Source organism: Lewinella sp. (assembly GCF_050633125.1).
Lineage (GTDB): Bacteria > Bacteroidota > Bacteroidia > Chitinophagales > Saprospiraceae > Lewinella.
On record NZ_JBOEFX010000010.1, the window covers coordinates 72,460 to 96,287 of the forward strand.

At 45.7% G+C, this 23,828-nt stretch carries 16 protein-coding genes; 5 read left to right on the forward strand and 11 right to left on the reverse strand.

All coding sequences use genetic code 11. The annotated features are described in order from the left end of the window. Positions 1-43 precede the first annotated feature (43 nt). From ACRBG0_RS02245 to ACRBG0_RS02260, 4 genes are all read right to left on the reverse strand, one after another. A complete protein-coding gene (locus ACRBG0_RS02245; protein ID WP_431485304.1) occupies positions 44-811 on the reverse strand; it encodes a TIGR03915 family putative DNA repair protein in 768 nt (255 codons plus the stop codon). After that, positions 812-2,074, reverse strand: coding sequence for a putative DNA modification/repair radical SAM protein (locus ACRBG0_RS02250; RefSeq protein ID WP_431485305.1), 1,263 nt, complete (start codon positions 2,072-2,074; stop codon positions 812-814). 165 nt (positions 2,075-2,239) lie between these two features. Next, on the reverse strand, positions 2,240-3,673 hold the full coding sequence (locus ACRBG0_RS02255; RefSeq protein ID WP_431485306.1) for an SDR family oxidoreductase: 1,434 nt from the start codon (positions 3,671-3,673) through the stop codon (positions 2,240-2,242). Between the two features lie 260 nt (positions 3,674-3,933). After that, positions 3,934-7,161 carry a S41 family peptidase gene (locus ACRBG0_RS02260; protein WP_431485307.1) on the reverse strand — a complete coding sequence of 1,076 codons (3,228 nt, stop codon included), beginning with the start codon at positions 7,159-7,161 and terminating at the stop codon, positions 3,934-3,936. A 300-nt stretch (positions 7,162-7,461) separates the two neighbouring features. Here ACRBG0_RS02260 and ACRBG0_RS02265 point away from each other — a divergent pair, with 300 nt between their 5' ends. Further along, positions 7,462-7,821, forward strand: a complete 360-nt coding sequence (locus tag ACRBG0_RS02265) for a cupin domain-containing protein (RefSeq protein ID WP_431485308.1) — start codon at positions 7,462-7,464, stop codon at positions 7,819-7,821. Between the two features lie 89 nt (positions 7,822-7,910). On the opposite strand, the gene ACRBG0_RS02270 is transcribed toward ACRBG0_RS02265, so the two are convergent. Beyond that, the gene (locus ACRBG0_RS02270; RefSeq protein WP_431485309.1) at positions 7,911-8,489 is read right to left on the reverse strand and encodes a pentapeptide repeat-containing protein; all 579 of its coding nucleotides are present in this window, start codon (positions 8,487-8,489) and stop codon (positions 7,911-7,913) included. 256 nt (positions 8,490-8,745) lie between these two features. Between ACRBG0_RS02270 and ACRBG0_RS02275 the strand changes: the two genes are divergently transcribed. After that, entirely contained in the window at positions 8,746-9,261 is a 516-nt protein-coding gene (locus ACRBG0_RS02275) for a hypothetical protein (protein WP_431485310.1), read from the forward strand. A gap of 59 nt (positions 9,262-9,320) precedes the next feature. Here the strand turns inward: ACRBG0_RS02275 and ribA are convergent, their stop codons facing one another. The 3 genes from ribA to ACRBG0_RS02290 all read right to left on the reverse strand — a co-directional run bounded on the left by ribA (position 9,321) and on the right by ACRBG0_RS02290 (position 13,241). Continuing rightward, on the reverse strand, positions 9,321-9,959 hold the full coding sequence (gene ribA, locus ACRBG0_RS02280) for a GTP cyclohydrolase II (RefSeq protein ID WP_431485311.1): 639 nt from the start codon (positions 9,957-9,959) through the stop codon (positions 9,321-9,323). A 302-nt stretch (positions 9,960-10,261) separates the two neighbouring features. After that, on the reverse strand, positions 10,262-11,728 hold the full coding sequence (locus ACRBG0_RS02285; protein WP_431485312.1) for an OmpA family protein: 1,467 nt from the start codon (positions 11,726-11,728) through the stop codon (positions 10,262-10,264). A gap of 256 nt (positions 11,729-11,984) precedes the next feature. Next, positions 11,985-13,241: a Glu/Leu/Phe/Val dehydrogenase dimerization domain-containing protein gene (locus ACRBG0_RS02290; protein WP_431485313.1), complete on the reverse strand. Its 1,257-nt coding sequence runs from the start codon at positions 13,239-13,241 to the stop codon at positions 11,985-11,987. A 141-nt stretch (positions 13,242-13,382) separates the two neighbouring features. Between ACRBG0_RS02290 and ACRBG0_RS02295 the strand changes: the two genes are divergently transcribed. Then, complete coding sequence (locus tag ACRBG0_RS02295) at positions 13,383-14,477, forward strand: hypothetical protein (RefSeq protein WP_431485314.1); 1,095 nt, start codon at positions 13,383-13,385, stop codon at positions 14,475-14,477. 106 nt (positions 14,478-14,583) lie between these two features. On the opposite strand, the gene ACRBG0_RS02300 is transcribed toward ACRBG0_RS02295, so the two are convergent. The 3 genes from ACRBG0_RS02300 to ACRBG0_RS02310 all read right to left on the reverse strand — a co-directional run bounded on the left by ACRBG0_RS02300 (position 14,584) and on the right by ACRBG0_RS02310 (position 18,799). Further along, positions 14,584-15,906: a UDP-N-acetylmuramoyl-tripeptide--D-alanyl-D-alanine ligase gene (locus tag ACRBG0_RS02300; protein WP_431485315.1), complete on the reverse strand. Its 1,323-nt coding sequence runs from the start codon at positions 15,904-15,906 to the stop codon at positions 14,584-14,586. Positions 15,907-16,140: 234 nt separating this feature from the next. Beyond that, positions 16,141-17,637: an SUMF1/EgtB/PvdO family nonheme iron enzyme gene (locus ACRBG0_RS02305; protein WP_020538676.1), complete on the reverse strand. Its 1,497-nt coding sequence runs from the start codon at positions 17,635-17,637 to the stop codon at positions 16,141-16,143. A 130-nt stretch (positions 17,638-17,767) separates the two neighbouring features. Then, positions 17,768-18,799 carry a PorP/SprF family type IX secretion system membrane protein gene (locus tag ACRBG0_RS02310; RefSeq protein ID WP_431485316.1) on the reverse strand — a complete coding sequence of 344 codons (1,032 nt, stop codon included), beginning with the start codon at positions 18,797-18,799 and terminating at the stop codon, positions 17,768-17,770. A gap of 344 nt (positions 18,800-19,143) precedes the next feature. Here ACRBG0_RS02310 and porU point away from each other — a divergent pair, with 344 nt between their 5' ends. Both porU and ACRBG0_RS02320 read left to right on the forward strand, forming a co-directional pair. Beyond that, the gene (gene porU, locus ACRBG0_RS02315; protein WP_431485317.1) at positions 19,144-23,013 is read left to right on the forward strand and encodes a type IX secretion system sortase PorU; all 3,870 of its coding nucleotides are present in this window, start codon (positions 19,144-19,146) and stop codon (positions 23,011-23,013) included. Between the two features lie 323 nt (positions 23,014-23,336). Beyond that, positions 23,337-23,828 (forward strand): PorV/PorQ family protein (locus ACRBG0_RS02320; RefSeq protein WP_431485318.1); only part of this gene is annotated, 492 nt, incomplete at its 3' end.

Here is a 23,828-nt window from a genome sequence, read left to right on the forward strand (position 1 = left end):
AACGAGTAGTGAAAAGTTCCTTGCTTGTCTTGAATACAGTATCCTAAAATTGTTCCCGTTTTTCCGACAAGTACTTCCAGTAGCGCCGAGGCACATGCTGCAAATGGAGTTTAGGGTTTTTCCGCTCCTTGATGTTTACACTATCAAAGTAACTCTTCCACAACACTTGGTATTCTACCTCTTGTTCAGCCATCATGTTTGCGGGTAATTGACGGTATTGTAAGGCATGATCATCGGCAAAGCTCACAAATTCCGTTTGCTGCTGATCATAATAAATCCCGTAGCGTCGACGCCCATCGTAGATGAGCCAATGCTGTGCTGGATAGCGTTTTTCAAAATGATCGGGAAGAAGCGGAAGTACGTTGAAATCTGGCTCAATGATCGCGTAATAAATATCGTCCTGCGTTCGCTGAAAACGTACAAAAGCATGCATTCGGTGTACTTCTCTGCCAATTTTCTTTTTGATCTGATGCAGTTTCAAAACCGTATCGTCCCCAAAATTATCGCTGATGTTAATAGGGCTGGCCATCAGCTTACGCACAAAATCGTATATCAACTTGCTTACCTCTGGAAATTCTGATAAAAAGCAATGTTCCAGTAGCCGCAGGCTTTTCTTACCTCCCTTCTTTTTGATGCCTACTTTCACGCGTTCGGCCCATTCTTCTTTGGTCGTTACCAAAAGTGGCGTCTCAAACAAGCTACCTTGCCATTCTTCGGCAGGAACAATGGCAGTAGCCGTTGTTTCCAAGCGATAAGTCTCGAAAATTACACTGAGTAAGCCTTCAAAAGTGCCGTCGTAAGTAAAGGTCATTTAGTTAGTCATCACGGCCCCAAAAAGACTCAATTGATTACTGATGGTTTTGGCGCGTTTGGGTTGGGTAATCTCTTTTCGGATCGCCTCAGGATACAAGCCCAGGTGGCTGAAGTTTTTATCAGCACATTTTAGGAAATACCTCGCACGCTTCAATACGATCCCCATTTTTTTGAGGTGCTCATAGCGGAGCTGCCCATGTCGTCGAGCAGCCACCATTTTGCGTGCTGATTTTACACCCACGCCAGGTATTCTTAAGATCACCTCGTAAGGTGCCTGATTGACATCGATAGGGAAAAGCTGTGGATGCCGCAGGGCGTAGGCCATTTTAGGGTCTACCTCCAAATCAAGGTCTGGATATTGCTGGTCAACAATTTCATCTACCTTGAAGCCATAGAACCGCAGCAGCCAGTCGGCCTGATACAGTCGGTTTTCTCTGATCAGTGGCGGTTGGCGTAAAGCAGGCAGGCGTTGGTCTTCACTGATTGGGATGTAGCCCGAATAGTATACCCTGCGTAAACTTTGCTCTGCGTAAAGGCTGTCTGCCAAATTCAGAATATGCAAATCATTTTCAGGAGTAGCACCAATCACCAGTTGCGTACTCTGTCCTGCTGGTGCGAAACTGGGGGTTGATCTTATTTTCTTCTTCTCCTCCTTATGGCCCACAATCGCGCCTTTGAGGTAATTCATCGGTTGGTATACATCGGCATAATTCTTTTCGGGAGCCACCTTTTTTAGGCTCATTTCCGAAGGGATTTCCAGGTTTACACTGAGCCGGTCGGCATACAAGCCCGCTTCGTGGATGAGTTCATCACTAGCACCAGGAATAGCTTTGAGGTGGATGTAGCCATTGAACTTATGCTCGGTTCGCAAAACCTTGGTAATACGCACCAAGCGCTCCATAGTGTAATCCGAGTTTTTGAAAATACCAGAGCTTAGAAACAGCCCTTCGATATAGTTGCGCCGATAAAAATTGATGGTAAGGTCAACAACTTCCTGCACCGTAAATGCCGCTCGTTTTACATCATTACTTTTACGGCTCACACAGTATGCACAATCAAAAATACAGTGGTTGGTGAGCAATATCTTCAGCAAAGAGACACAACGGCCATCTTCTGTGTAACTGTGGCAAATACCCATTCCCGTCGCATTGCCCAGCCCATCTTTGGTGTTTTTACGCTTGCTACCACTCGAAGAACAAGACACATCATATTTGGCCGCATCCGCCAGTATTTCTAGCTTTTCCTTTACACGTTCATTCATTTACTGCCGCATTTTTGCATATTACTAACAGTAAATTTAATACGATAAATTTATTAAAACAATTTATTTGACACTTTTTGTTTTAATGTATTGGTTGCTTAGGCGTTTCTTGGGGCCATCCTTGTCCTTGTTCCGATGGAAGATCGGAAGGCACCGAGCTCTGGCCTAAAGGCCTTCGCTATTTGCCCCTGCAAGGGCGTCAATCATCCCGTTGAAGATAAACCCATGAAAAGGCAAAACAGCATACCAGTACAACCTACCCAAAATACCTTTGGGGCGGAAAGTAGCGGTCTGCACCAACTTACCCTCTTTAAGGTTAAACTCCAGCCAGGCTTCTCCTGGTAGCAACATCTCCGCAAAAAGCATCAGTCGTCCTTCTTCTTTATCGGCATAGAGCACCCGCCAAAAGTCGAGTGCATCTCCTACTGATAGTTGATCATGGTGGGTGCGGCCTCTTCGCAGTCCTACACCTCCGGCGAGCTTATCCAGGTAACCACGGATTTTCCACAGCCAGTCGCCATAATACCAGCCGGTTTGTCCCCCAATTTGCCAGATTCGGTCAAGGGTTTTTTGTGGCTCCTCTACCGCGCGAGTGCGTTTGTCTACAAAACATCCGTAGGTAGGAACATTAATGTAATCGGAAAAATTATTGTCCAACAAACCACTAGAGAGGGCATCAGTCCAGCTGGAAATAATTTCGTTTTTCTGAATTTTCTGGAAAGTGCGTTCCAGCGCTACTTGGTAGGGTAGGGGCTCAATGCCTAGCAACCCCGCTAACCTATTGTCCTTTGCTACTACCTCTATTTTCATGCTGTTTACCAGGGCCACTGCTAGTGGATAGGAGGTCGATGTAATAAAGTAGAGCCAGTAGGAAGATAGGCGCGGTGTCATAACAGGTACGGTGAAAATATAGCGCTTGAAGCCCCTCACTCTGGCATAACCCAGTAGCATCTCTTTGTAGGTAAGGACGTCTGGGCCGCCAATGTCAAAACTCTGGCCGTAGGTGCGTTCATCAAGCAGGCTTTTCCATAAAAAGTCAATCACATCACGGATGCCAATAGGCTGACAGCGGGTTTTGAGCCACTTAGGGGCGATCATCACGGGCAGCTTTTCTGCCAAATCTCTCATGATCTCAAAGGAGGCACTACCAGATCCGATAATGATGCCGGCTCGTAAGGTCGTCAGCTGATAATTTCCTTTGCTCAGTTCCTCTTCTACCGCTTTGCGCGATGCCAGATGTTTTGATAGGTTGTCGTCATTGACGATTCCACTGAGGTAGATGACTTGTTGCAGGTTGTTTGTAGCCACCGCCTCCCGAAAGTTGGTCGCACATTGTAATTCTAAACTAGAGAAATCATCATTTCCAGACATAGAATGGATCAAGTAATAGGCTCCGTCAATATCTGTTGGGATTTTAGTGAGCGTCTCTGGTTTTAGAAAGTCTACTTCAATGACACTCACTTGGTCGGTAATGTTCTGCGGAACATCAAAACGCTTGGCGTCTCGTACACAACAAATAAGGTAGTGGCCATCCTTCGCCAGCACGGGGAGAAGTCGCTGGCCAATATAGCCCGTTACGCCAGTAAGTAAGATGCGCATAGAAGATGTGTAGATGTTGATGTGTTGTTATAAGTCGAAAACAGCCCACTTTGTTTTGAATCTCTTTGTACCTAGACACGTTTTTAAAAGTAAAGAGAGGTTGTATTCCCAAATAGTGCGCAGGCCAACAGGCCGGAGCTCGGGGCCTTGTTCCGATGGAAGATCGGAACAAGGCCAAAGGCTATCCCGACTGCATCAGTTGGGAGAAGGCACGGCCCCAAATAATGGAGCCGATAAATATATTGGAACAAAAGGTCTTCTTATTCCTTAAACCCATCAGGCCGCTTCCAACGTACGGGCGCAGCGGGTTCTTCGGGCAGTTCAAAGGTCTCTTGTTCCAGCATTTTGAGGGCCTCTGTGACAGCACGCTCCAATTGAGGATCACGACCTGCAAGCACCGCCTTTGGGTCTTGGATCACTTCGATGTCAGGGGCAATGCCCTCGCCCTCTACGGCCCACTCACCGTCGGTGTCAAAGAAACCACCACGGGGAGCAACCATGCGGCCACCGTCTACAAAACGTGGCGTATCCCAGGTGCCTACCAGACCGCCCCAGGTGCGAGTACCGATCAGTGGACCAATGCCTTTGGCTTTAAACATATAAGGAAGGAGGTCACCACCCGATCCGGCACGCTCGTTAATCAGCATCACTTTTGGGCCCCAAATACCGGCCATGGGCGTGGTCCAGGGGCGGCGGTCATTGGCCTTGCTGTTGAAGTAACCAAAGAGCGTACGCGACATCACATCTATCATGTAATCGGCTGCCGACCCACCACCGTTGTTACGCTCGTCAATGATGACACCTTTCTTGTCTTGTTGGGCAAAATAATAACGATTGAAGGAGGTGAAGCCACCATTGCCAGTATTGGGCACGTAGACGTAGGCGAGCTTGCCACCCGAGAGTTCGTCTACCTTGCGGCGATTGCTTTCTATCCAGTCCCAGTAGCGCAGGTTGCGTTCACTGGAAATGGGTTTTACCAGCAGGTCACGGCCATCGTCACCAGCTACGGTGTTAGCCACGGTGATGGTGATCGCCCGGTTGCTGGTTTGCTCAAAAAGCTGATAAATATTGCTGTTTGCGTCCAAGCTTGTACCATTAACGGCTAGGAGATAATCTCCTTCTTTAACGTTCAATCCTGGTAGGTGAAGCGGTGCTCTTACATCAGGATTCCATTGCTCCCCGGTATAAATTTTGGCAATTTGGTAATGCCCGTTTTGTACTTTGTAATCACACCCCAGCAGCCCCACGGGGACCCGGTCTGTATCCGGAAAATCGCCCCCGCTCACATACGAGTGCCCAATCGCCACTTCGCCACTCATGATGTCTACCACATAGTTTAGGTCCGTACGGTGGCGAACGTGGTCAATCCAGGGGGCATACCATTCGTAGACCTTGTCCCAAGGGGCACCATGTACATTGTCTACATACAAGAAGTCGCGCATATAGCGCCAGCCTTCCCTGAAAATCTGGTGGTATTCGGCTTGTGGGTCTACGGCGATTTTAAGATCAGCATTTACTTTTCCATCGCCTGGTTTAGGTTTGCTTTTGGTGGATACAATGTGCCAATTACTGGTTTGGTAAAGAAGGTGTGAGCCATCACTACTGGTGATAAAATTTCTAACGCCGGTCAGAAATTCTTCTTTCTCGTGGCCTTCCAATTTGTATTTGTGTACGGTAACACCCTGTGATCCAGGAACACTTTCAAGCAGAAAAACTTCATTGGCAGTGCCAGCTTCCAGCCCCATATAATTGCCAGCAGGCACACTCAATGCAACGGTTCTGCCGAACAACCCATCGCGATCAATGCTTACGGTGATTTCCTTGTCGTCATCTTTCTCTTTTTCGTCATTGCTCTCCTTGTTAAGAGGTTCTTCGTCGCTCTTTTCCAAGGTAGGCCCTTCCGCCGTTGAGGAAAGCACCAGGCAGTACAAGCTACGATTGACAGCGGGGTCATAAGAACTCATATCCAACCAGCCGGAATTCAGGCCATAATCGGTACTGGCTAAAAAGTAAAGGTACTTTCCGCCTTTGTCCCAAACGGGTGTAATCACATCGGCCATGCCATCTGATAGTTGGATGCGTTCACCTGTTTCTACCTGGAAAGCGAAGGCAGCTTTGAAATGACTTTCCAGCTGTTTGGCGTAAGCCAGCCACTTGCTATCTGGCGACCATACGGGGTTCATCGCTCGGTTGGGGTGAGCGTAGCGGTCGGTGTCCACTGCTTTTACATCGCCAGTTGTGAGATCCAGGCACCAGATATTGTAGTCGGTATCGGTATAGGCAATGTACCGTCCATCTGGCGACCAAGTTGGCCGGAAATAGAAGGTAGGATTGGGCAGGGCAAAGGTCTTGATAAGCTTGCCTTGCTGGTTGGCAAGTTGTAGTTGATACTCTCCGCTTACATCCGAAAACCACGCAACCTGATCCCCTTTGGGCGACCATATCGGGTTGCGGTCGGCAGCGCTGGAGTTATTGGTGAGGTTGCGCCAGCTGCCATTTTCTTTGGGGACGGTAAAGATTTCGCCTCTGGTTTCTAGGATTACTCGCTGGCCCGTAGGTGAGAGTTGGGGATTGTCCCAGTCACGGGCCGAAATATCTTCCCACCGGGGGCGGGCAAAGTTTTGATCGCCTTTCACCTCAATGGCAATTTGGGTGCTTTCCTTGGTCGTTGGGTTCAGTAAATGCAGATAGCCTCCTTGTTCATAGACCAGTGCATCAGTTCCTGCATCGAGGCTTTTTACATCGAATTTTTTATGAAAGGTAATCTGTGCTTCTTCTCCGGTATTCGGATCGTACATCCATATATTGCTGGCCAGGTCTCTTTCCGAGAGGTAGTAGATTTTTCCGTTCCACCAAACCGGGTCAAGGTGCCGCTCTTGGGTAGGTTGCGGGGTACGGGTAAGTTCCTTGGTTTTGAGGTCTACAATCCAGATGGGCATGGCTTGCCCGCCGCGATAGTTACGCCATTCGGGGTCCCAAGAGGTGATAGGGACGTAGGCGAGGTATTGCCCATTGGCGGAAATTTCACCGTAAGCAGCACGCGGTATTTCCAGCGTTACTGGTAGTCCGCCTTTTGGCGAAACGGTGTATAACTTATTGGTTTGAGTAGGGCGACCTTCCCTACCAGAGCGGAAAAGTACTTCTCCATCGGGTGTCCATCCGGTGACGAAATCACCGCCGGGGTGCCAGGTAAGCCTTTGTGGTGTGCCACCTTCAGAAGGAATGAGGTAGACATCAGTATTGCCGTCATAGGTTGCGGTAAAGGCAATCCACTGCTCGTCGGGAGAGAAGTGCGGCAAGGATTCATAACCTTCGTGAGTAGTCAGCCGGATGGCCGTTCCTCCAGCACGGTCCGCTTTCCAAAGGTCATTGGCGTAGACGAAAACCACGTGGTCTTGGCTCAGTGTTGGCTGTCGAAGGAGTTGGGTGCCTTGGCCGAATAAGGAGCAAAATGTGAGGGCGAATAGTAGGCTGTACAGCAGTTTCATGAATGGTAGGTTTTATTTTCTATGCAATGCTTAGAGAGGTAAAATAAGGCAAAATATCTATTTGGGTTGATGTTCCTCGGCAACAGGCTATCTTAGCACCAGTTAGACTTGGCTGTATCTCGTATAGTCAAGCATCCCAACACCCTACCTGATGATGGATGGGCTTTCCGTAACTTGCACATGGCACCACGTACTTAGTATCCAGTACAGTGAGGTTTTAGAAAAAGCCGTCAACTATCAGTACACTATACTTCAAACCTCGTATTACTAACCTACAGTTGGAACATACTTCAAAAAAACATGTCGACATTCATAACCACACAAGATTGCCCCGAATACTACTTCGAAGAACGTTGCTACATTCGTGAGCTGCTCAACAGCGAACAAGCGCCCGGCTTGTCGATTGCACAAGCCAGGGTATTACCGGGTGTTACGACGGTATTGCACGCTTTAAAGGGTACGGAAATTTACTATATCCTCTCAGGAGAAGGAGTAGCCGAAGTAGGGGAGGAGCGTAAGGAGGTAACCGCCGGAATGCTGGTACATATCTCCCCAGAAAAAGCGCAGCGCATCTATAACTCAGGAAAGGAAGATTTGGTATTTTTGGCAATCTGTAGCCCCCGTTTTCTGCCAGAGGATTACCAATCGTTGGGAGCGTGAGAGCCTACTCAAAGGTGTATAGCTATTTGGGAATTCCGCTCAAAAAACTCCGCGTCTGTGCGCCTCTGCGCGATTCACTTTTTGAATACCTAATCCCCCTCAATCCGAAGCTGATACTTCCCCAAAAGGCCAGCCAAGGAATGGGCTGAAAATCGGGCTTGCTTGAGGTTGTTCTCCTCTGGGTCGATCATGAAATTATCAGCTGTCTGGAAATCAGCACCAGCTAAATTGGTACGCGAAAAGACGGCTCCTTCGAGATTAGTACCAATAAATTCGGCTTTCTCCAAATCAGCTTGCGTAAAGTCGGTGCCTAATAGCTGGCAGCTTTCAAAGCGGGTAGTTTTCATGGGCAGTGCTTCAAAAGAAGCCCAATTGAGTTGGGAATTTACAAATTCGACCTTAAAGCGGAAGGTCCGGCAACTCGAAAAATGAACGCCTAATAATTTACAATCGCGAAAGATAACCTCCTGAAAAGCGGTGTCAACCATCTCTGCATTGCTCAGATCGCAGTCTTGGAATTCACAATCAGCAAAGCGAGATCCACGAAGATTACTACCACTGAATATACAGTTGATGAAGGTGCAATCTTCATAATCACCTGCTGGAAAGCCCTTTGCTGAGAAATCAATAGCCTTGTAGGTGGTATCCACAAAATAATTGTCGGGCATGATGATCTGCTGGATTGAGAATAGAAATAAACGCCATTTTTGTAAGATAAGCAAATCCTTTTTTATCTTTGCTGGGCAACTATTACTACTCAAGTGTACGCCGGCAGCAAAGGGCTATTTTATATCCACTAATCCAACTTTCTACTTAATTTTTTTCAAAAATCAGTAACACCTATAGCTATAGGGGGACTAAGCTGTAGTCGTCTTATAACTTGAAATAATATCATTTTTAATCGTTCAACTAAACAACCTAATTATGACCCGTTTACGTTTGTTTGTATTGACTATTTTTTGTTGCAGCTTAGCTTTCAGTAGCTTGCAAGCCCAAGATTATCAGAAAGCCATTGGCTTACGTTTAGGCTACCCTGTTTCCATCTCTTACAAGATGTTTCTTGGTAACTCCAATAACGCATTGGAAGCATTTGTTAACTATCGGTCTCAGAAAGTATTTTCTTACGGCTGGACCCGAATAGGGGTAGGTGGTGCATATCAGGTGCATAACCCTATCAGCTCGGTTGATGGTTTACAGTGGTATTACGGTGGCGGTGCTGCTATTTATTTCTGGAGTTATGATAACGACTTCTCTGGTTTTGAAGACGAAGCGAACTTGTCGCTGGGAATTCAAGGCTATCTTGGTTTAGATTATAAGTTTGCCGGTGCTCCGGTAAACCTAAGTTTAGATTGGGTGCCGACCTTCTACATCAGTGGATATGGGGATGGCTTTGGTGCCGATAATGGGGCATTGACTATTCGCTATACTTTTGAGGAATAGTCGTTTAACACTAAAAAAGAACCCCGGGTGCTCTTGATTGAGTATCCGGGGTTCTTTTTTTAGAGTAAATCAAATAAGTGTCCCATATCTTCCTGCTTTGTCTTCAGGTAGCCCGCGTTTTCGTCTTGGGGAGAAATAACAATGGGTTGCCGGGAAATAACTTCAATTATGGACTGATCTATAGCCTCTATTTTTTCTGGGTTGTTGGTCAGTAAATGAACTTGTTCAACCCCCAAATCCTGTAGCATAGAAATTCCAATGTCGTATTGTCGGGCGTCTACTTCAAGCCCCAGGTGTAAGTTAGCGTCAATGGTATTGAGCCCTTGATCCTGTAATTGATAGGCTTTTAGTTTGTTGATAATACCGATACCCCTGCCTTCCTGTCGTAGATAAAGAAGGATACCGTTCTCTTTGGCAATACGATCTAATGCATAGTGAAGTTGTTCTCCACAATCACAGCGTTTTGAGCCAAATAAATCACCGGTGATACATTCTGAATGTAGACGAATGAGGGTCGGTTTCCCCTCTTGATAGTCTTCATGAACGAGGGCTATATGGGGCATCCATTCCTCTTCTGTTTCGGCATAGGCCAGCATTCGGAAATTACCCCAAGGTGTGGGGATGAGTGCTTCTGCCTGCCGCTTGAGGTACTTTCCTGACATACTTGGATGCGTGATTACTTCCGCTTTACATTCCATGCGTATTGCGCAAAAAATAAGTTGAGCCTTCTCTGTGGTTTTTCAAATAGCTGACACGCTTAAATTGAACCGCTTAGCCATCTTTTTAAAAAACGAAGGCTCAATTTATTTTTGTGCTGTTCTTGAAATCACAAAGGTAAGGAAGAGAAAATCTCTAACGGGTATATCAACAAGTCTATCTGAGGATTAGTTGCAAAAAAATGTTAAGGTGGGCCAATAAACAGGAATGCCCACTGAGGCTTCAGTAGGCATTCTTGTTTAGTTATAACTAATAAGTAAAGGTAGAACAGATTTCTGTGCCATTAATAGCCGTCGCTATTTCCAGGCTTCAAACCAGTGGGGCGATCCATTTCCACATCAGTTGGGCTTGCTACTCGGAACTCTACTCTACGGTTCATATAACTGGACGTTGAAGGAACCAGTGCGTCTTGTTGGCCTTTGTATTGAAGAACCAATCGGCTACGGCCAATACCGTGCTGATTCATCAGGTGTTTGGCAACTGCATCTGCACGTTGGTAACTCAAGTTGGAGTTATAAGCTTCAGGGCCAGTTTTATCTGTGAAGCCTGTGATGACCAAACGCATATCAGGGTTAGCTTTCAGCATTCGTGCCAAACTGGCAAGTGTACCATAGTCAGAATACTTTACGGTATAGTTGTCGGTGCCAAAGTGGATCATAGGCAAGAACCATTCCGCAACATTGTTTTTAGGTTCTGTTAGGCCGTACTGGCTAAGGGCTTCATCAATCATCTCTTGCACTCGCTCTTCTGTTACGCCTCCTCCAGGTGCAGCAATAGGGTTGATCACTACACCGTCTTCGTTTACGCGTTCACCAGCACGAGGTGGATAGTAAGGTTCCAAATCTTTGTAGTCTGCAACACCATCTTTATCACTATCCAAGGTGCGTCCTTTGGTATCTACAGGTACGTCTGCAGGTGTGTTAGGTTCCTGGTCAATGGCGTCAATAACACCGTCTTGGTCGGTATCTGCTAAGGCAACATCCTGGCGTTTTTTGACATCGTCAATATTTTTCATAATATCTTCTCCCAAACTACCCCAATAAAGCGGTTCACTGCGTGAAGCAGGATTACCAAGGTTGAAATTCATCTGGAGACTGGTGAAATTCAAGATGTCACCAGCGATAGATTTACTGCCTTGGCTGCCTTCTTTATTTAAGCCATCCAGCAAATCAGAACGATTACCAAAAAGGCCACTGGATTGGTGTTCAAAACCTACATTAATCTTGTTGCTCAAACGGAAAGAAACACCTGCACCAACAGTAGCATGAGGAGAAACTTCTGAAGCAATAGAGCCTGTTCTAGGAATACCAGCAATATTACCAGGCGTATTATACTCTAGTACTTCAAAGAAATTTACCCCACCACCAATCATAGCGTAGAGGTTAACTTTCTTCTTTGGGCGGTCTAGCCGTACACTGTTTAAAGAGAACACACCTAAAACGGCTGCAGAGGTGTAGTTGGTCTCAAAATCCCAGGCATCACTACCATCTTTACCCATGCCATTTGCTTTGCCCATCATAAGATCCAGGCGCAAAGAGAAAAGGTAGTCTGTTGCTTTACGTAAGTGCAGGCCATATGCATAGCCAAACTCAGGATCAATTTCACCAGCGACAAACAAATAGCCACCACTGACACCGAATTCGTACATATCCTTAGGCTTGGAGTTTGATCCGTTTTGGGCCTGGAGATTTACATTCCCACAAAGCAGGAGTGCTAGTCCAAGGAGAATTGTTGTAATTTTCATCTTCATAGGAGTTATTTTTAAAGTCATGTTCAAGGGTTCTTGTTTTTGGGTAATAAATAGAAAAGGCCTGACCCAATAGGTCAAACCTTGTTTACGCTTGATAATGGTAAGAGTTTCACCAATCTCTGTGTAGTTTTTGGGTGGATTGTTTATCGTGGTAAATGCAAGCTAATGCCTTTATCTTAGCAAAGATATTGTTAATTTTCCTGCTCTACCAAAAATTGGGCCAGAAAAGCATTCTTTCTGGCCCAAAATCAGTGTTTTATGAAGTTACAGCTGCTTTTTTATCTGGTAATAATTGTTCCAGGGCAATATTTAAGGCCGTCATAGAGATGCCTACGGGTAAGGAAGATGTTTCCTGAACCCTGCTCAGTGCCTTACGGATGGTAGCTGAAACATCGCTGAAGATAGCCTTATCTGTTACTTCAATATCTGGCTGCATCAAATAGGCAAATACGCGTGCCATTCCACAATTAGCAATAAAATCAGGAATCAAAGCAATTTCCTGATCGAGGCGGGTAGCTGTAGGACCGAAGAAAATGCCATCGTCAATAAAAGGAACATTGGCACCGCAGCCAATTACCTCAAGACCACCGGCTTGCATCATAGCTACCTGTTCTGGTGTCACGAGTTTAGACGCTGCACCGGGAACAAATATATCAGCACCTAGTGACCATATCTGTTGGTTGACCTCGTCAAAAGGTAGCATATTGACGGATTCCAGTGCATTACCTGATTTATCAATAAATAAGGTTTTGATTTCTTCGACACCGAGCCCTTCAGGGGCAATGATACCACCTTCTCGATCAATGATACCTACAATTTTTACACCTTGTAACGTGAGGTAAGATGCTGCTGTAGCAGCTACATTGCCCCAGCCCTGAATAATGGCCGTTTTTCCAGCTGCCGTATCTTGATGGTAGAGGTCATAAAAATGGCGTATGGATTCTGCAACACCGTAACCAGTAATCAGGTCAGCTACTGCAAATTTTTTAGGACCGTCAGGAACGTACTCCGCATCTTCTACAATTTTGGCACAACCATAGCGCAACTGTCCAATGATATTAATTTTATCACCTTTGCTGCTGTTTAAATGGCCATTGACAATTCCCTCCTGAGGATGCCAAAGACCTAAATCCTCGGTAATGGGAATAACGTCCTTTAGTTCGTCTACATTGAGGTCGCCGCCCGTACCATAATAACTTTTTAGAATCGGTAGCACCGCTTTGTACCAGCGTTCGAGTACCTCATGGCGGCGCGGATCTTTGGGGTCGAAATTGATGCCGGATTTGGCGCCTCCAATGCTAGGGCCAGCTACGGAAAATTTTATCTCCATTACTTTGGCAAGTGATTCGACCTCTGATTTTGTAAGGCCCTTGCGCATTCTTGTACCTCCTCCGGCAGCGCCGTTGCGAAGGCTGTTGATCACAATCCAGCCCTCAGCACCGGTGGGCTCATCGTACCATTCAAAAACGATCTCTGGGCGTTTCTGCCGATACAATTGTAATAAATCTTCCATGGTTTGGTTCTGTTTGGTAATACTTGCTAAGGCAAGTAATTTTTGGCGCAGCAAATATAGGAAATTGGAATAATAATGCCTTAAAAGTGAACAAAGCGCTGCCATTTTCCTATTTTCGGCGCATAACCTATTCGCGAAAGAATGTTTGATCACTGGCTGGAGCCAACCACTAAGATTGCTACTTCTGCTGCGCCCCATAGCTGGGCCACGAATATCTCTTTCTATCAAGGAGGGAAAGGTAGCCTGAGTTCCAAGCAATGCGTGCTTATTGGTCTGGATGCAACGGCTGCTGATGCCGTGCGTGAAGCGCTCTACCCCATGAGTTGGGCCTTCGGAGATCTTGGGTTTACAGATTTAGGGAACTTACGTAAGACCAACGAGGATTTTGTCATTCCGTTGTTACGAGAAGTAATGGACAGTCAATTGTTTCCCATTCTGATAGGTGGTAACCCCAATCTTTTTTATTCGCAGTTCCAATCGTTTTTAAACCTGCGCGACTTGGTAAGTATTGCGTTGATCGATGAGCAGGTGCCTATCAGTATGGATCGGAAAAAGTCTTCGACTAAGTATCTCAATCATTTGTTTCGGCACAGGCAGGAGAGTGTATTTCATCTCAGTCTCATTGGAGCACAGGCGCATTTTACAGATCCTGCAATTATTGACTGGCTTGAAGAACAGCATTATGAATACCTCCGTTTGGGGCAAGCACGAGAGAGTCTCGCAGAAGTGGAACCCCAACTAAGGGACGCCGATATCATAGCCCTTCACCTGGATGCGCTAAAACAATCGGAGGCTCCTGGGCAGTTGAACCCAAGCCCCAGCGGTTTCTTTCTGGAAGAGGCCGCTCAACTCTGCCGTTATGCAGGAATGAGTGATAAGTTGCGGTCCTTTGGTATTTACGGTGTCGATAATAGTGCTAAAAGAAAATTAGCTCCTACTGCGCAGGCTGTAGCCCAACTGGTCTGGTATTTTACGGAGGGGTATTATCAGCGGCTGGGCGATTATCCTGTTACCAATAAAGGCCTCACTGAATATGTTGTCGACTGGAAAGGACAGGAAGAAAAACTTACTTTTTGGAAGAGCCCTCGGAGTGGCCGCTGGTGGCTACAAGTACCTGCCAAAACCAGCCGCAAGCAACAACGCCACCGTCTGATTCCATGTAGTTATTCCGATTATAAAAAAGCCATCCAGCAAGAATTGCCAGATCGACTTTGGAATGCTTTTCGGAGGTTTTAGCACTGGGCAGTAGGGGGCTAAACCAAAAGATTGGTTAACTAGTTAAAACGTTTATTGCTTGGGCAAGGATGGGTAAACCAAAAGACTGGTTAACCGGTTAAAACGTTTACTGCTCCAGTAGCAGCTCCAATTTCATCCCCCGTGATCCCTTGATTAGCAGTTCTGTACCAACAAGTGCCGGCCAATCCAAAGCATTCCTAAGCTCTTGCGCACTGAGGAAATGGGGGAGTCCCAGTTCTTTAGCAGCGGCAGCAAATAGTGGCCCCACTAGTGTAATATTTTCAAATGCGAGTGACTGTGCCAGTTGGGCAATGTCCAGATGTTCTGTTGCCGCTGTTTTACCTAGCTCCAGCATATCTCCTAAAATGACCGTCTGAGGTCCTTTGGCTTCCGCTGCAAAATTTAGCAACGCTGCTCTCATACTAGAAGGGTTCGCATTATAAGCATCCAGATAAACACCAACTTCTTTATGCTCCAGTCGTTGTGAGCGATTATTAGAGGGGACATATTCGGCTATACCTTCCACGATTAAGTGAGAAGAAACTTTGAAATACTTGCCCACAGCAATCGCAGTCATGATATTTTGCAAGTTGTGCCGACCAGAGAGAGAACTTTCTACAGTACGAATATTGCCATCAGGCTTAAGAAATGAAACCTTAATTGTTGGGACGAGCTGGTCTAGTCGGATCTCATAGAAAGGGGTCGTAGGGTCTGGAGTTGTACTAAGGCAATAGTCAATTTTTCGGTTGACACCATGCTGGATTGCTAAGTCTTCAAGATAATCTTCTTCAAGATTGATAAAAGCTACCCTTTGGTGAGTAGCGAGGTAAGTATACAGTTCGGACTTTCCTTTTTTTACACCTTCAATTCCTCCAAAGCCTTCGAGGTGAGCTTTGCCGATATTTGTGATCAGGCCGTGGGTGGGGTCTGCTATCTCGCAGAGTTCAGCGATTTCGCCCTGATGGTTAGCACCCATTTCGATAACAGCAATTTCGGTGGTCAAAGGCATGGCCAACAGGGTGAGTGGTACTCCAATATGATTGTTGAAATTCCCCTGCGTGAAGTGCGTCTGGTGAGCTTTACTCAATACAGCAGCTACCAGTTCCTTGGTAGTGGTTTTCCCATTACTGCCAGTAATGGCTACAATAGGAATATTTAATTGCTGGCGATAGGCGTGAGCCAGTGCCTGGAGCGCCAACAATGTATTTTCCACCAGCAGATAACGTTCGTCTTTTATGATTGATGGATCATCAATGACGACGAAAGCAGCGCCATCCTTCAGGGCTTGAGCAGCAAAGCGGTTGCCATCAAAATTATCTCCCCTTAGGGCAAAGAACAGATCACCTGCCAACAACTTTCGCGTGTCAGTACAGACTCGCTGGCATTTTGAAAAATGCTGCAATAAGGTAGCTACCGTGGTGTAAGCCATAAATATCGACAGAAGTAGGCTGGAACCTTTAGCACCAGCGCTGTGAAGAATAAATAAGTGTTATACCCGTTACTAAATGTCGCAAACCACTTAGTGCCAGGTATAGGATAGAATTATCTCGATCTAAGATGATACTGTCCTGATAGTTAAAAGCCTCAAATATAATAGAAAAGCCATTCTGCAGTGAGCAGAATGGCTTTTCTGAAATTAATTTTTCAGCGGAGCTGGAAAATTCTAACGACGACGGCTACTCCGTTTCGTCTTAAAGAAGTGTCCACTTTCCGTTTCGTTGTCCGTTGGTGCACCCATCCGGATCATCGCACAACGGAAACCAATTGCACGGTCACCTTTGTTTTCATCTTTGAAACGACGCGTACCCGGAGTCAACCAGTAAGCACGGTCAGACCAAGAACCACCTTTGTAAACACGAGCTTCGTCACTGATCAGCGTATGACGACCATAGTCGTAGTAAGCTTCAGACTGCTGGTCACCATCAAGGAAGTTGTAAGCCATACCCACTTTGTAGTTCTCACGGTCAGCTGCTTCTTCATCCTCTACGTAACGGTAGCGAAGGCGGCCAAGGCTGTCTTTTTCAATAGGGCGACCATCTTCATCCAACTCTAAGTGCTGGAACTTATTACCACGATATGGGTTCATATCATGGTTGTCAGCATCTACCAAGTCGGTGGTTGTTAATGGACGATAGAGATCAAGTACCCATTCGTTTACGTTACCAGCCATGTTGTAAAGACCGAAGTCATTAGGTAGGTAGGCACGTACAGGTGCAGTAGGACAGGCATTATCGTTCAAGCGACCGGCAACACCCATGTAGTCACCACGGCCACGCTTAAAGTTGGCCTGGATGTAACCTTGGTAGCGATCACGCTTCTGGTAGCGAACAGAAGATCCACTCCAAGGATAGACACGACGATCGGTATACAATTCGTCTTTTTCGTTTTCCTGAAGACCGATCAATGCTAAAGAAGCATACTCCCATTCCGCTTCTGTAGGAAGGCGGTATTCTGGTAGTACGATACCGTCTTCGAAACGAACAGGTCTTTCACCTCCCGTTTGCAAATCTTTGAGGTTCTTGCGAACATCTCCCTGGTACTGACCTACAAGGTAAGCTTGGGTGTTGAAGTTGTCTTCATCCTTTTGCTCCATGTTAGGATTAAGGATACCGCGCTCGATGAGGATAGCCTCATTCACACGGTCAGAACGCCACTTACAGAACTCATTAGCCTGAATCCAACTTACACCAACGACTGGATAGTCATCGTAAGAAGGGTGACGGAAATAAGTTTCTACCAGTGGTTCGTTGAAAGATAATTCATCACGCCATACCAGCGTGTCAGGTAAACCATTGAGGTAAACTTCCGGATAGCTTTCTCCAAAGACTCTCTTGGTCCAATAGAGGTATTCGCGGTAGTTGTGGTTGGAGATTTCAGTTTCATCCATGTAGAAAGAGGAAACCGTAACACGACGAGGCGTATTGTCCCAGTCAAAAGTTACGTCTGCTTCGGTATTACCCATTACAAAAGTACCACCAGGGATTAATACCAGATTTGGTCCCGTAGGTTGTCCTTCATAATCGAGGTTTTTCTCGAAGCCACCCCATTTGGTGTCATTGAAATTCCAGCCGGTGACGTCCGAGGATTCTTTCTTTCCACACGAACTAAACACCAACGTGAGGCCCATAGCAATGGAGCCCAATTTTAACAGATTTTTCATTCCCTTTACCGAGTTAATTTTGCGAATCGACCAACAAATATAGGAGAAAAACGGTAGCCAGCTAACGTCCTCCGCAATCCTTGGACACAAAAATGCGAACTTTAACATTTATACCGGTCAACGAGCTTCTCTAATTGAACATTTTGAAGCAGTTGTTCCAGCGTGAGGAGTGCCTTTTGCGCTCCAGTATCTTACTATCTTCCAGGTTGATTATCAGGGCTATCTCGTGTGTGTTTCCGGTTCCATTAGGAACATCTGCTAAAGTGGAAACAGTCATGTCGTAGCTATATGCAATCCGAAAGACACCCTGTCGAACACCAAACGAAAAAACTGCAGCATCAGCAAGCGTAAAGTTGTGACGATACCATGCACCGCCAAAAATGCTGCCAGTTCCCAAGTAAGTGCCAAGCATAATTTGCCCGACGTCACCTTGTTTTACGAACATAGCATTCGGTGAGATAAACGTTGTTCCTCCTCGCTTATTGCGCCGACCAAGGTCAAATTCTGCACCCCCGTGAATTGTCAGCCGTAAAGGCCGTCCTGCGAACAAATTTTCATTGATCGCAAGGAAACTTTCGTTAGGTCGATTGAGGTGTTTCATCGTAATACCTCCGTATACATTACGATTATAAAACAGAATACCGGCAGATGCATCAAATAAGGTAGTGGTGAGCGAAGCTGGTTGGTTTTCTTCGCTGAGAAGTGGTACGCCATTTATTTCTTCGCCGTAAATGTTATCGAGTTGATCACCAAAACGAAGCTGGTCCCAGTCTACTCTGGTTTGATAGAAACCAGCTTCCAGGCCTATTCTTACATTGGTTTCTCTGCCTAATTGTATTTTATAAGAGTAAATACCCGATACTTGATGGGTTTTATAAATGCCATCTCCGGCAGCATCGGTCATCACCTGAATACCAAAACCACTATTGAGTGACTCAATCTCTTGCTCGAAGGAGGCCGCGTAAGTAATATAAGCGTTGGGCCAGTTGGGATATTGGTTTCGATGATTGAAAGTGAAGCGAGGAGCAATCGTTGTTCCTGCAAAAGCAGGGTTCAGCTGTAATGGCGCAGCAAAGAACTGACTGAAAATAGGGTCTTGGGCTTGTAGTGTGATCGTCATAACGAACAACAAACTTACCAGTAGGTGTAACTTTCTCCTCATAGCTGCGCGATTTCGTCGTTTTCTTATAGTTTTCCGAAGACCAAACTAACAAACCCCCTTCGCATCCCAAAATTTTTAACACAATTGGTCTTCCAGCGGTGATAAAAAACTTGTTCATTGCAGCTAAACGACATTTTGAGGTCAAATTGCCGTTAACGAAAAATAGGTATTGGCTGTTTACGTTTCAAATACATTAATTATTGCGCAAAAAACAAATGAAACATTCTCTAAGGTTTTTCCAATAGTTGACACGCTTGAAGTGAATCGCTTAGTCATCTATTGGAAAAACGAATGTTCCATCTATTTTTGTGCTGTTTTAAATTTGTGCAGCACCAACTGAAGTTATGAAAAAACTACTCCTCTTTATCTCAAGCTGTGTACTTTTCGCAGTGCAACTTTTTTCTCAAACGGTCATTCGTCAGGATTTTCTTTGGGAAGATACACCTACGACTTACCTTATTGGGGAGCAAACCATTGAGCAATGGGCTTTTCCTGACGCAAAATTTGGCGATGCCGCTCCTTCTCATCCCTACTGGATTTATCGCTTTCCTGTCAGTGGGCCTGGAGCCATTAATGTAACCGTGTCCAGTCTGAGCTTTGAACCTCTGAACAAACGCTATGCTCCCGAGGATGAGCAGCTGGGAACTGAATTGAAGTTTACCACCAATATCGTCAGGGAACCAGAAGGGTATTTTGCAAAAATAGCTGTCGTTCCTTTTATTAAAGATGGCAATACCTATCAGAAAGCAGCTGCTTTTGTCCTTAACGTCAATTTCGAGCCACGTGGCACGCTGCGTGGCGGCCCCCCTTTTAATTCTGTGCTCAGTGACGGCGACGTGTACAAAATTGCGATTCCTACAACAGGGGTGTACAAACTAAGCTATGGATTTCTCAAGGATGAATTGGGTATCAGTAATTTGGATAATATCGATCCTCGTAGTATCAAAGTTTATGGAAATGGTGGTGGGTTAGTACCTTACGATGTGAATGAAGACCGTCCCGAAGACTTGGTAGAGAACGCAGTTCGTATCGTTGGTGAAGGTGACGGTAGCTTTGATGGGGGAGACTACCTTTTGTTGTATGCTGAAGGACCTAATAAATGGAATTACAATGTAGCACAGGACCGATTTGATCAGCAAACAAATATCTACGATTCACGTAACTATTACTTCATAAAGATAGGCGGTAATGGCAATGGCCAGCGAATACAAGAGCAGGGTAGCCTCGAGGCTACAGATGGCACCTCAACGACTTATGATGGCGTTTTTCGTTCAGAAGTAGATCGCGTCAACCCGCTACACGAAATTGAAGCTACGGGTACAGGTACTGGCCAACATTGGTACAGTGATTTCTTCAAGTTTGCCAGAGAAAAGGCTTATGATGATTTATTTGAATTGAAGGGGTTACAAACCAACGAACCCGTTACAATTAGAGCTTCTATGGCATTACGGGCCCGCCCAAGCTCTCGTTTTTTCCTTGATATCGCCGGGCAAACATTGTCGAGTCAAACTGTTCCCGGGGTGCCGATTGGCGAACAAAACGAGATTTATAATGACTTGGCACCCAATAGTTCCCTTAATGGTACCGTAAACCTTACCGAAGAGAACCTTGATGTGTTATTGCGTTACCCTCACCCTGGTGGTTCTGACCAAAGTTCGGGCTGGTTGGATTTTATTCAGGCTCGCGCTCGGTTAGCCCTTCGAGTTGAAGGAGATCAGACCTTTTTTCGTGATACACGTAGTATGGAGCAAAACACAACGACCTTTGTCGTTGATAATGCCGGCAATGATGTTAGTATTTGGGATATTTCGAATCCTTTACAACCACAAGAACAGGCAACGACTATTAGCGGTAATAGCTTGCGCTTTGGACTCACAACTGCTGAACAGTTACGAGAATTTGTCGCTTTTCAGAATAGTGGTGATTTCCCTGGCCCAGAAGCCGTAGGTAAGATTGAACCACAGAACCTGCATGGACTAGCAAGCCAGGAAATGTTGATTGTCTATCACCCTGATTTTGCAGAAAAAGCACTTGAGCTGACGGAGCATCGGCGTAGTTTCAGTGGTTTGGAAGTAACGGCTGTTCCTGTTGATCAGATTTATAACGAATTCTCTAGCGGGAGAGTGAGCCCTACGGCGATTCGTGATTTTGCAAAACTCATCTTTGAGCGCGATGGTAGCTTGAGGTACTTACTCCTAATAGGTGATGGTTCCTTTGACTGTCGGGATTTGTATGGTTTTGGTGGCAATTTTGTTCCCGTTTATGAACGAGATGAAAACCATGAGCTCAAAGGGTTTCCTTCTGATGACTTTTTTGTGATTTTTGATAATGAACCTGGTGCAGATCCGCTGGCTAATGATATGAGTGCTGCTGTTGGCCGTTTACCGGTCAAGACGCCAGAGGAAGCTGCTACGGTGATCAATAAGATCATTGAGTACGATACCAATTCGGATTACTACCAGGATTGGCGAACTAGAATGACATTCTTGGGTGATGACGAAGATAATGCCGCGCATTCAGACGATTCAAACGAAGCAGCTGAACTAGTAAGAGAGCTAAAACCGCAGTTTAATATAAATAAACTCTTGTTCGATCTCTTTCCACAGGAATCTACGCCTGCCGGAGACCGATACCCAACGGTGGAGGAGCAACTGGATCGGGCAATTACCAGAGGTTCGGTAATTACGACTTACCTAGGGCACGGTGGCCCCCGAGGTTGGGCACAAGAACGCGTGCTAGATATACCCATGGTTCAAAATTGGGAGAACCTAGACCGCCTCAGTATTTTCCTTACTGCTACCTGTACCTTTGGAGATTATGATAATGGAGCCTTTGTATCTGCCGGAGAGGAATTGATTCTCTCCCCGAGAGGAGGAGCTATCGCTCTTCTAACAACGACACGGCCTGTGTTTGCTAACCGGAATGCAGCTTTGACGAACCGTTCGTTGACCGAAATGCTGAAACAAAATGAACAAGGAGACTGGACCCGTCTTGGCGATGTGATTAGGATCGCTAAAAATGCGCTAAGTGCACCAGGAAGCTTCGAGAATGAACGGAAATTCATGTTAATGGGTGATCCTGCGATGCGTCCGGCACTGCCGCGTTTCCGCGTAGCGACGACTTCGATTAATGGTATTGAGGTCGATACTGCCAGCCTGGATACGCTCAGCGCGTTGGAAACGGTTACTATCACGGGGCAAGTGGAAGATTTGAATGGTAGCTTACTAAGTAACTTTAATGGAACGGTATTTCCTACCATCTACGATAAACGGATCGGTGCCCAAACCTTGCGTAACGACCCCGAAGGCAGTCCTGAAAGGACATATATGGTGCGTAAAAATGTACTCTTCCGTGGACGTGCTACAGTGACGAATGGTCAGTTCACCTTCTCGTTTGTAGTACCTAAAGACATCAATTATCAATACGGTGCAGGCAAGATCAGCTACTACGCTGCCGATCCTGATCAACGGGTGGATGCAGGAGGAAGTGAAGAACGATTCATTATTGGAGGCTCAAACCCTGATGGAGTCATAGATGATACGCCGCCGATAGTAGAAGTATTTATGAACTCCGAGGACTTTGTTGCGGGTAGCCAAGTCACGGCAAACCCTACCCTGGTAGTGAAGTTATCAGATGATTTTGGGATAAACGTAACGGGAAATAGTATTGGCCACGACTTGGAGGGTTTCCTCAACGAAAATACCCAAAGCAGTTATTTACTTAACGATTTCTACGAAGCAGAGAATGATGATTATACTAAAGGAGAAGTACGCTTTCCGCTCAAGGATTTAGCTCCCGGTACTTATACCATGCGGGTGCGTGCCTGGGATGTAGCGAATAACTTAGGAGAAGGTACGACGGAATTCATCGTTGCCGATGATGGAAAGATTGCATTACAAAACGTGCTTAATTACCCGAACCCTTTCACTGATCGGACCTGTTTTCAATTTGATACCAACGTAGCTGGTGAAGACTTGGAAGTGTTGATTCAGGTGTTTACGGTATCCGGGCGTTTGGTGAAAACTATCGAAGAACTTATTCCCTCAAATGATGGTGCACTTCGCCTGGATGACTGTATCGAATGGGACGGTAGGGATGACTATGGTGATCAACTAGCTCGTGGTGTATACCTGTACCAAGTGCGGGTACGCACACAAAGCGGACAGGAACTCAGTGGACAAAGCGAGTTTGAGAAACTTGTGATCTTGAAGTAAGTGTATTAGCCAAAGCATTAGACAGCTTTGTTGCAAAGGATTAATAATTGGGGTTATTCTGGTCACATGCTACCAGAGTAACCCTCGTTTTTTAAGTATTTTGATAGGATTAAAGTCTAATTCTTGACCAATGCACGGAGAAGGGCATTAATTTTTTATTAACAGTAAAATAAAGGACCTCCTTTTAAGGTTTTCTTGATGTGAAAATTACACACTAAGAATTTTTGGCAAGGCTTTTGTAAACTAGTTTATAAGCTGATCCTCAAATTTGTCACAGAAGGAGCTATATTTGCTCCGATTTATTAGAAAATGAATTCAAACTCATGAAGAACGTACTACGTTTAGCAGCTCTCGTACTGGTATTGACAACGTTTAATAACGACCTTAGTGCCCAGGGCAACTGCTTCCTTGACTCTGATGGTAAATATTATAACTTAGACGGAACACCTTGTACCAACACGGTAGCCACAGCGGTACCATTCCTGCGAATAGTTGGTGATGCTCGTTCGGGCGCAATGGGAGATGTTGGAATTGGCCTTTCTGCTGACCCAAATGCAATGCATTTCAATGCCTCTAAGTTGGTCTTGGCTGAAGAAGATTTAGCTGTTTCGGCTACTTATACACCTTGGTTGCGGTCATTAGGGCTCAATGATGTTTATTTAGCCTATTTGACAGGTTATAAAAAATTAGACGACCTCCAGGCACTTGGTTTTGGATTGCGTTATTTTTCTTTAGGTAGCATTCAGTTTACGGATGTAAACGGTGAACCATTGGTGACTGGCCGTCCTAATGAATTTGAGGTAGCCTTGGCTTAT

Coding starts and splice junctions, on each gene's coding strand:
- ACRBG0_RS02245 (WP_431485304.1), bottom strand. CDS start 811: ATGACCTTTACTTACGACGGCACTTTTGAAGGCTTACTCAGTGTAATT.
- ACRBG0_RS02250 (WP_431485305.1), bottom strand. CDS start 2,074: ATGAATGAACGTGTAAAGGAAAAGCTAGAAATACTGGCGGATGCGGCC.
- ACRBG0_RS02255 (WP_431485306.1), bottom strand. CDS start 3,673: ATGCGCATCTTACTTACTGGCGTAACGGGCTATATTGGCCAGCGACTT.
- ACRBG0_RS02260 (WP_431485307.1), bottom strand. CDS start 7,161: ATGAAACTGCTGTACAGCCTACTATTCGCCCTCACATTTTGCTCCTTA.
- ACRBG0_RS02265 (WP_431485308.1), top strand. CDS start 7,462: ATGTCGACATTCATAACCACACAAGATTGCCCCGAATACTACTTCGAA.
- ACRBG0_RS02270 (WP_431485309.1), bottom strand. CDS start 8,489: ATGCCCGACAATTATTTTGTGGATACCACCTACAAGGCTATTGATTTC.
- ACRBG0_RS02275 (WP_431485310.1), top strand. CDS start 8,746: ATGACCCGTTTACGTTTGTTTGTATTGACTATTTTTTGTTGCAGCTTA.
- ribA (WP_431485311.1), bottom strand. CDS start 9,959: ATGGAATGTAAAGCGGAAGTAATCACGCATCCAAGTATGTCAGGAAAG.
- ACRBG0_RS02285 (WP_431485312.1), bottom strand. CDS start 11,728: ATGAAGATGAAAATTACAACAATTCTCCTTGGACTAGCACTCCTGCTT.
- ACRBG0_RS02290 (WP_431485313.1), bottom strand. CDS start 13,241: ATGGAAGATTTATTACAATTGTATCGGCAGAAACGCCCAGAGATCGTT.
- ACRBG0_RS02295 (WP_431485314.1), top strand. CDS start 13,383: ATGTTTGATCACTGGCTGGAGCCAACCACTAAGATTGCTACTTCTGCT.
- ACRBG0_RS02300 (WP_431485315.1), bottom strand. CDS start 15,906: ATGGCTTACACCACGGTAGCTACCTTATTGCAGCATTTTTCAAAATGC.
- ACRBG0_RS02305 (WP_020538676.1), bottom strand. CDS start 17,637: ATGAAAAATCTGTTAAAATTGGGCTCCATTGCTATGGGCCTCACGTTG.
- ACRBG0_RS02310 (WP_431485316.1), bottom strand. CDS start 18,799: ATGAGGAGAAAGTTACACCTACTGGTAAGTTTGTTGTTCGTTATGACG.
- porU (WP_431485317.1), top strand. CDS start 19,144: ATGAAAAAACTACTCCTCTTTATCTCAAGCTGTGTACTTTTCGCAGTG.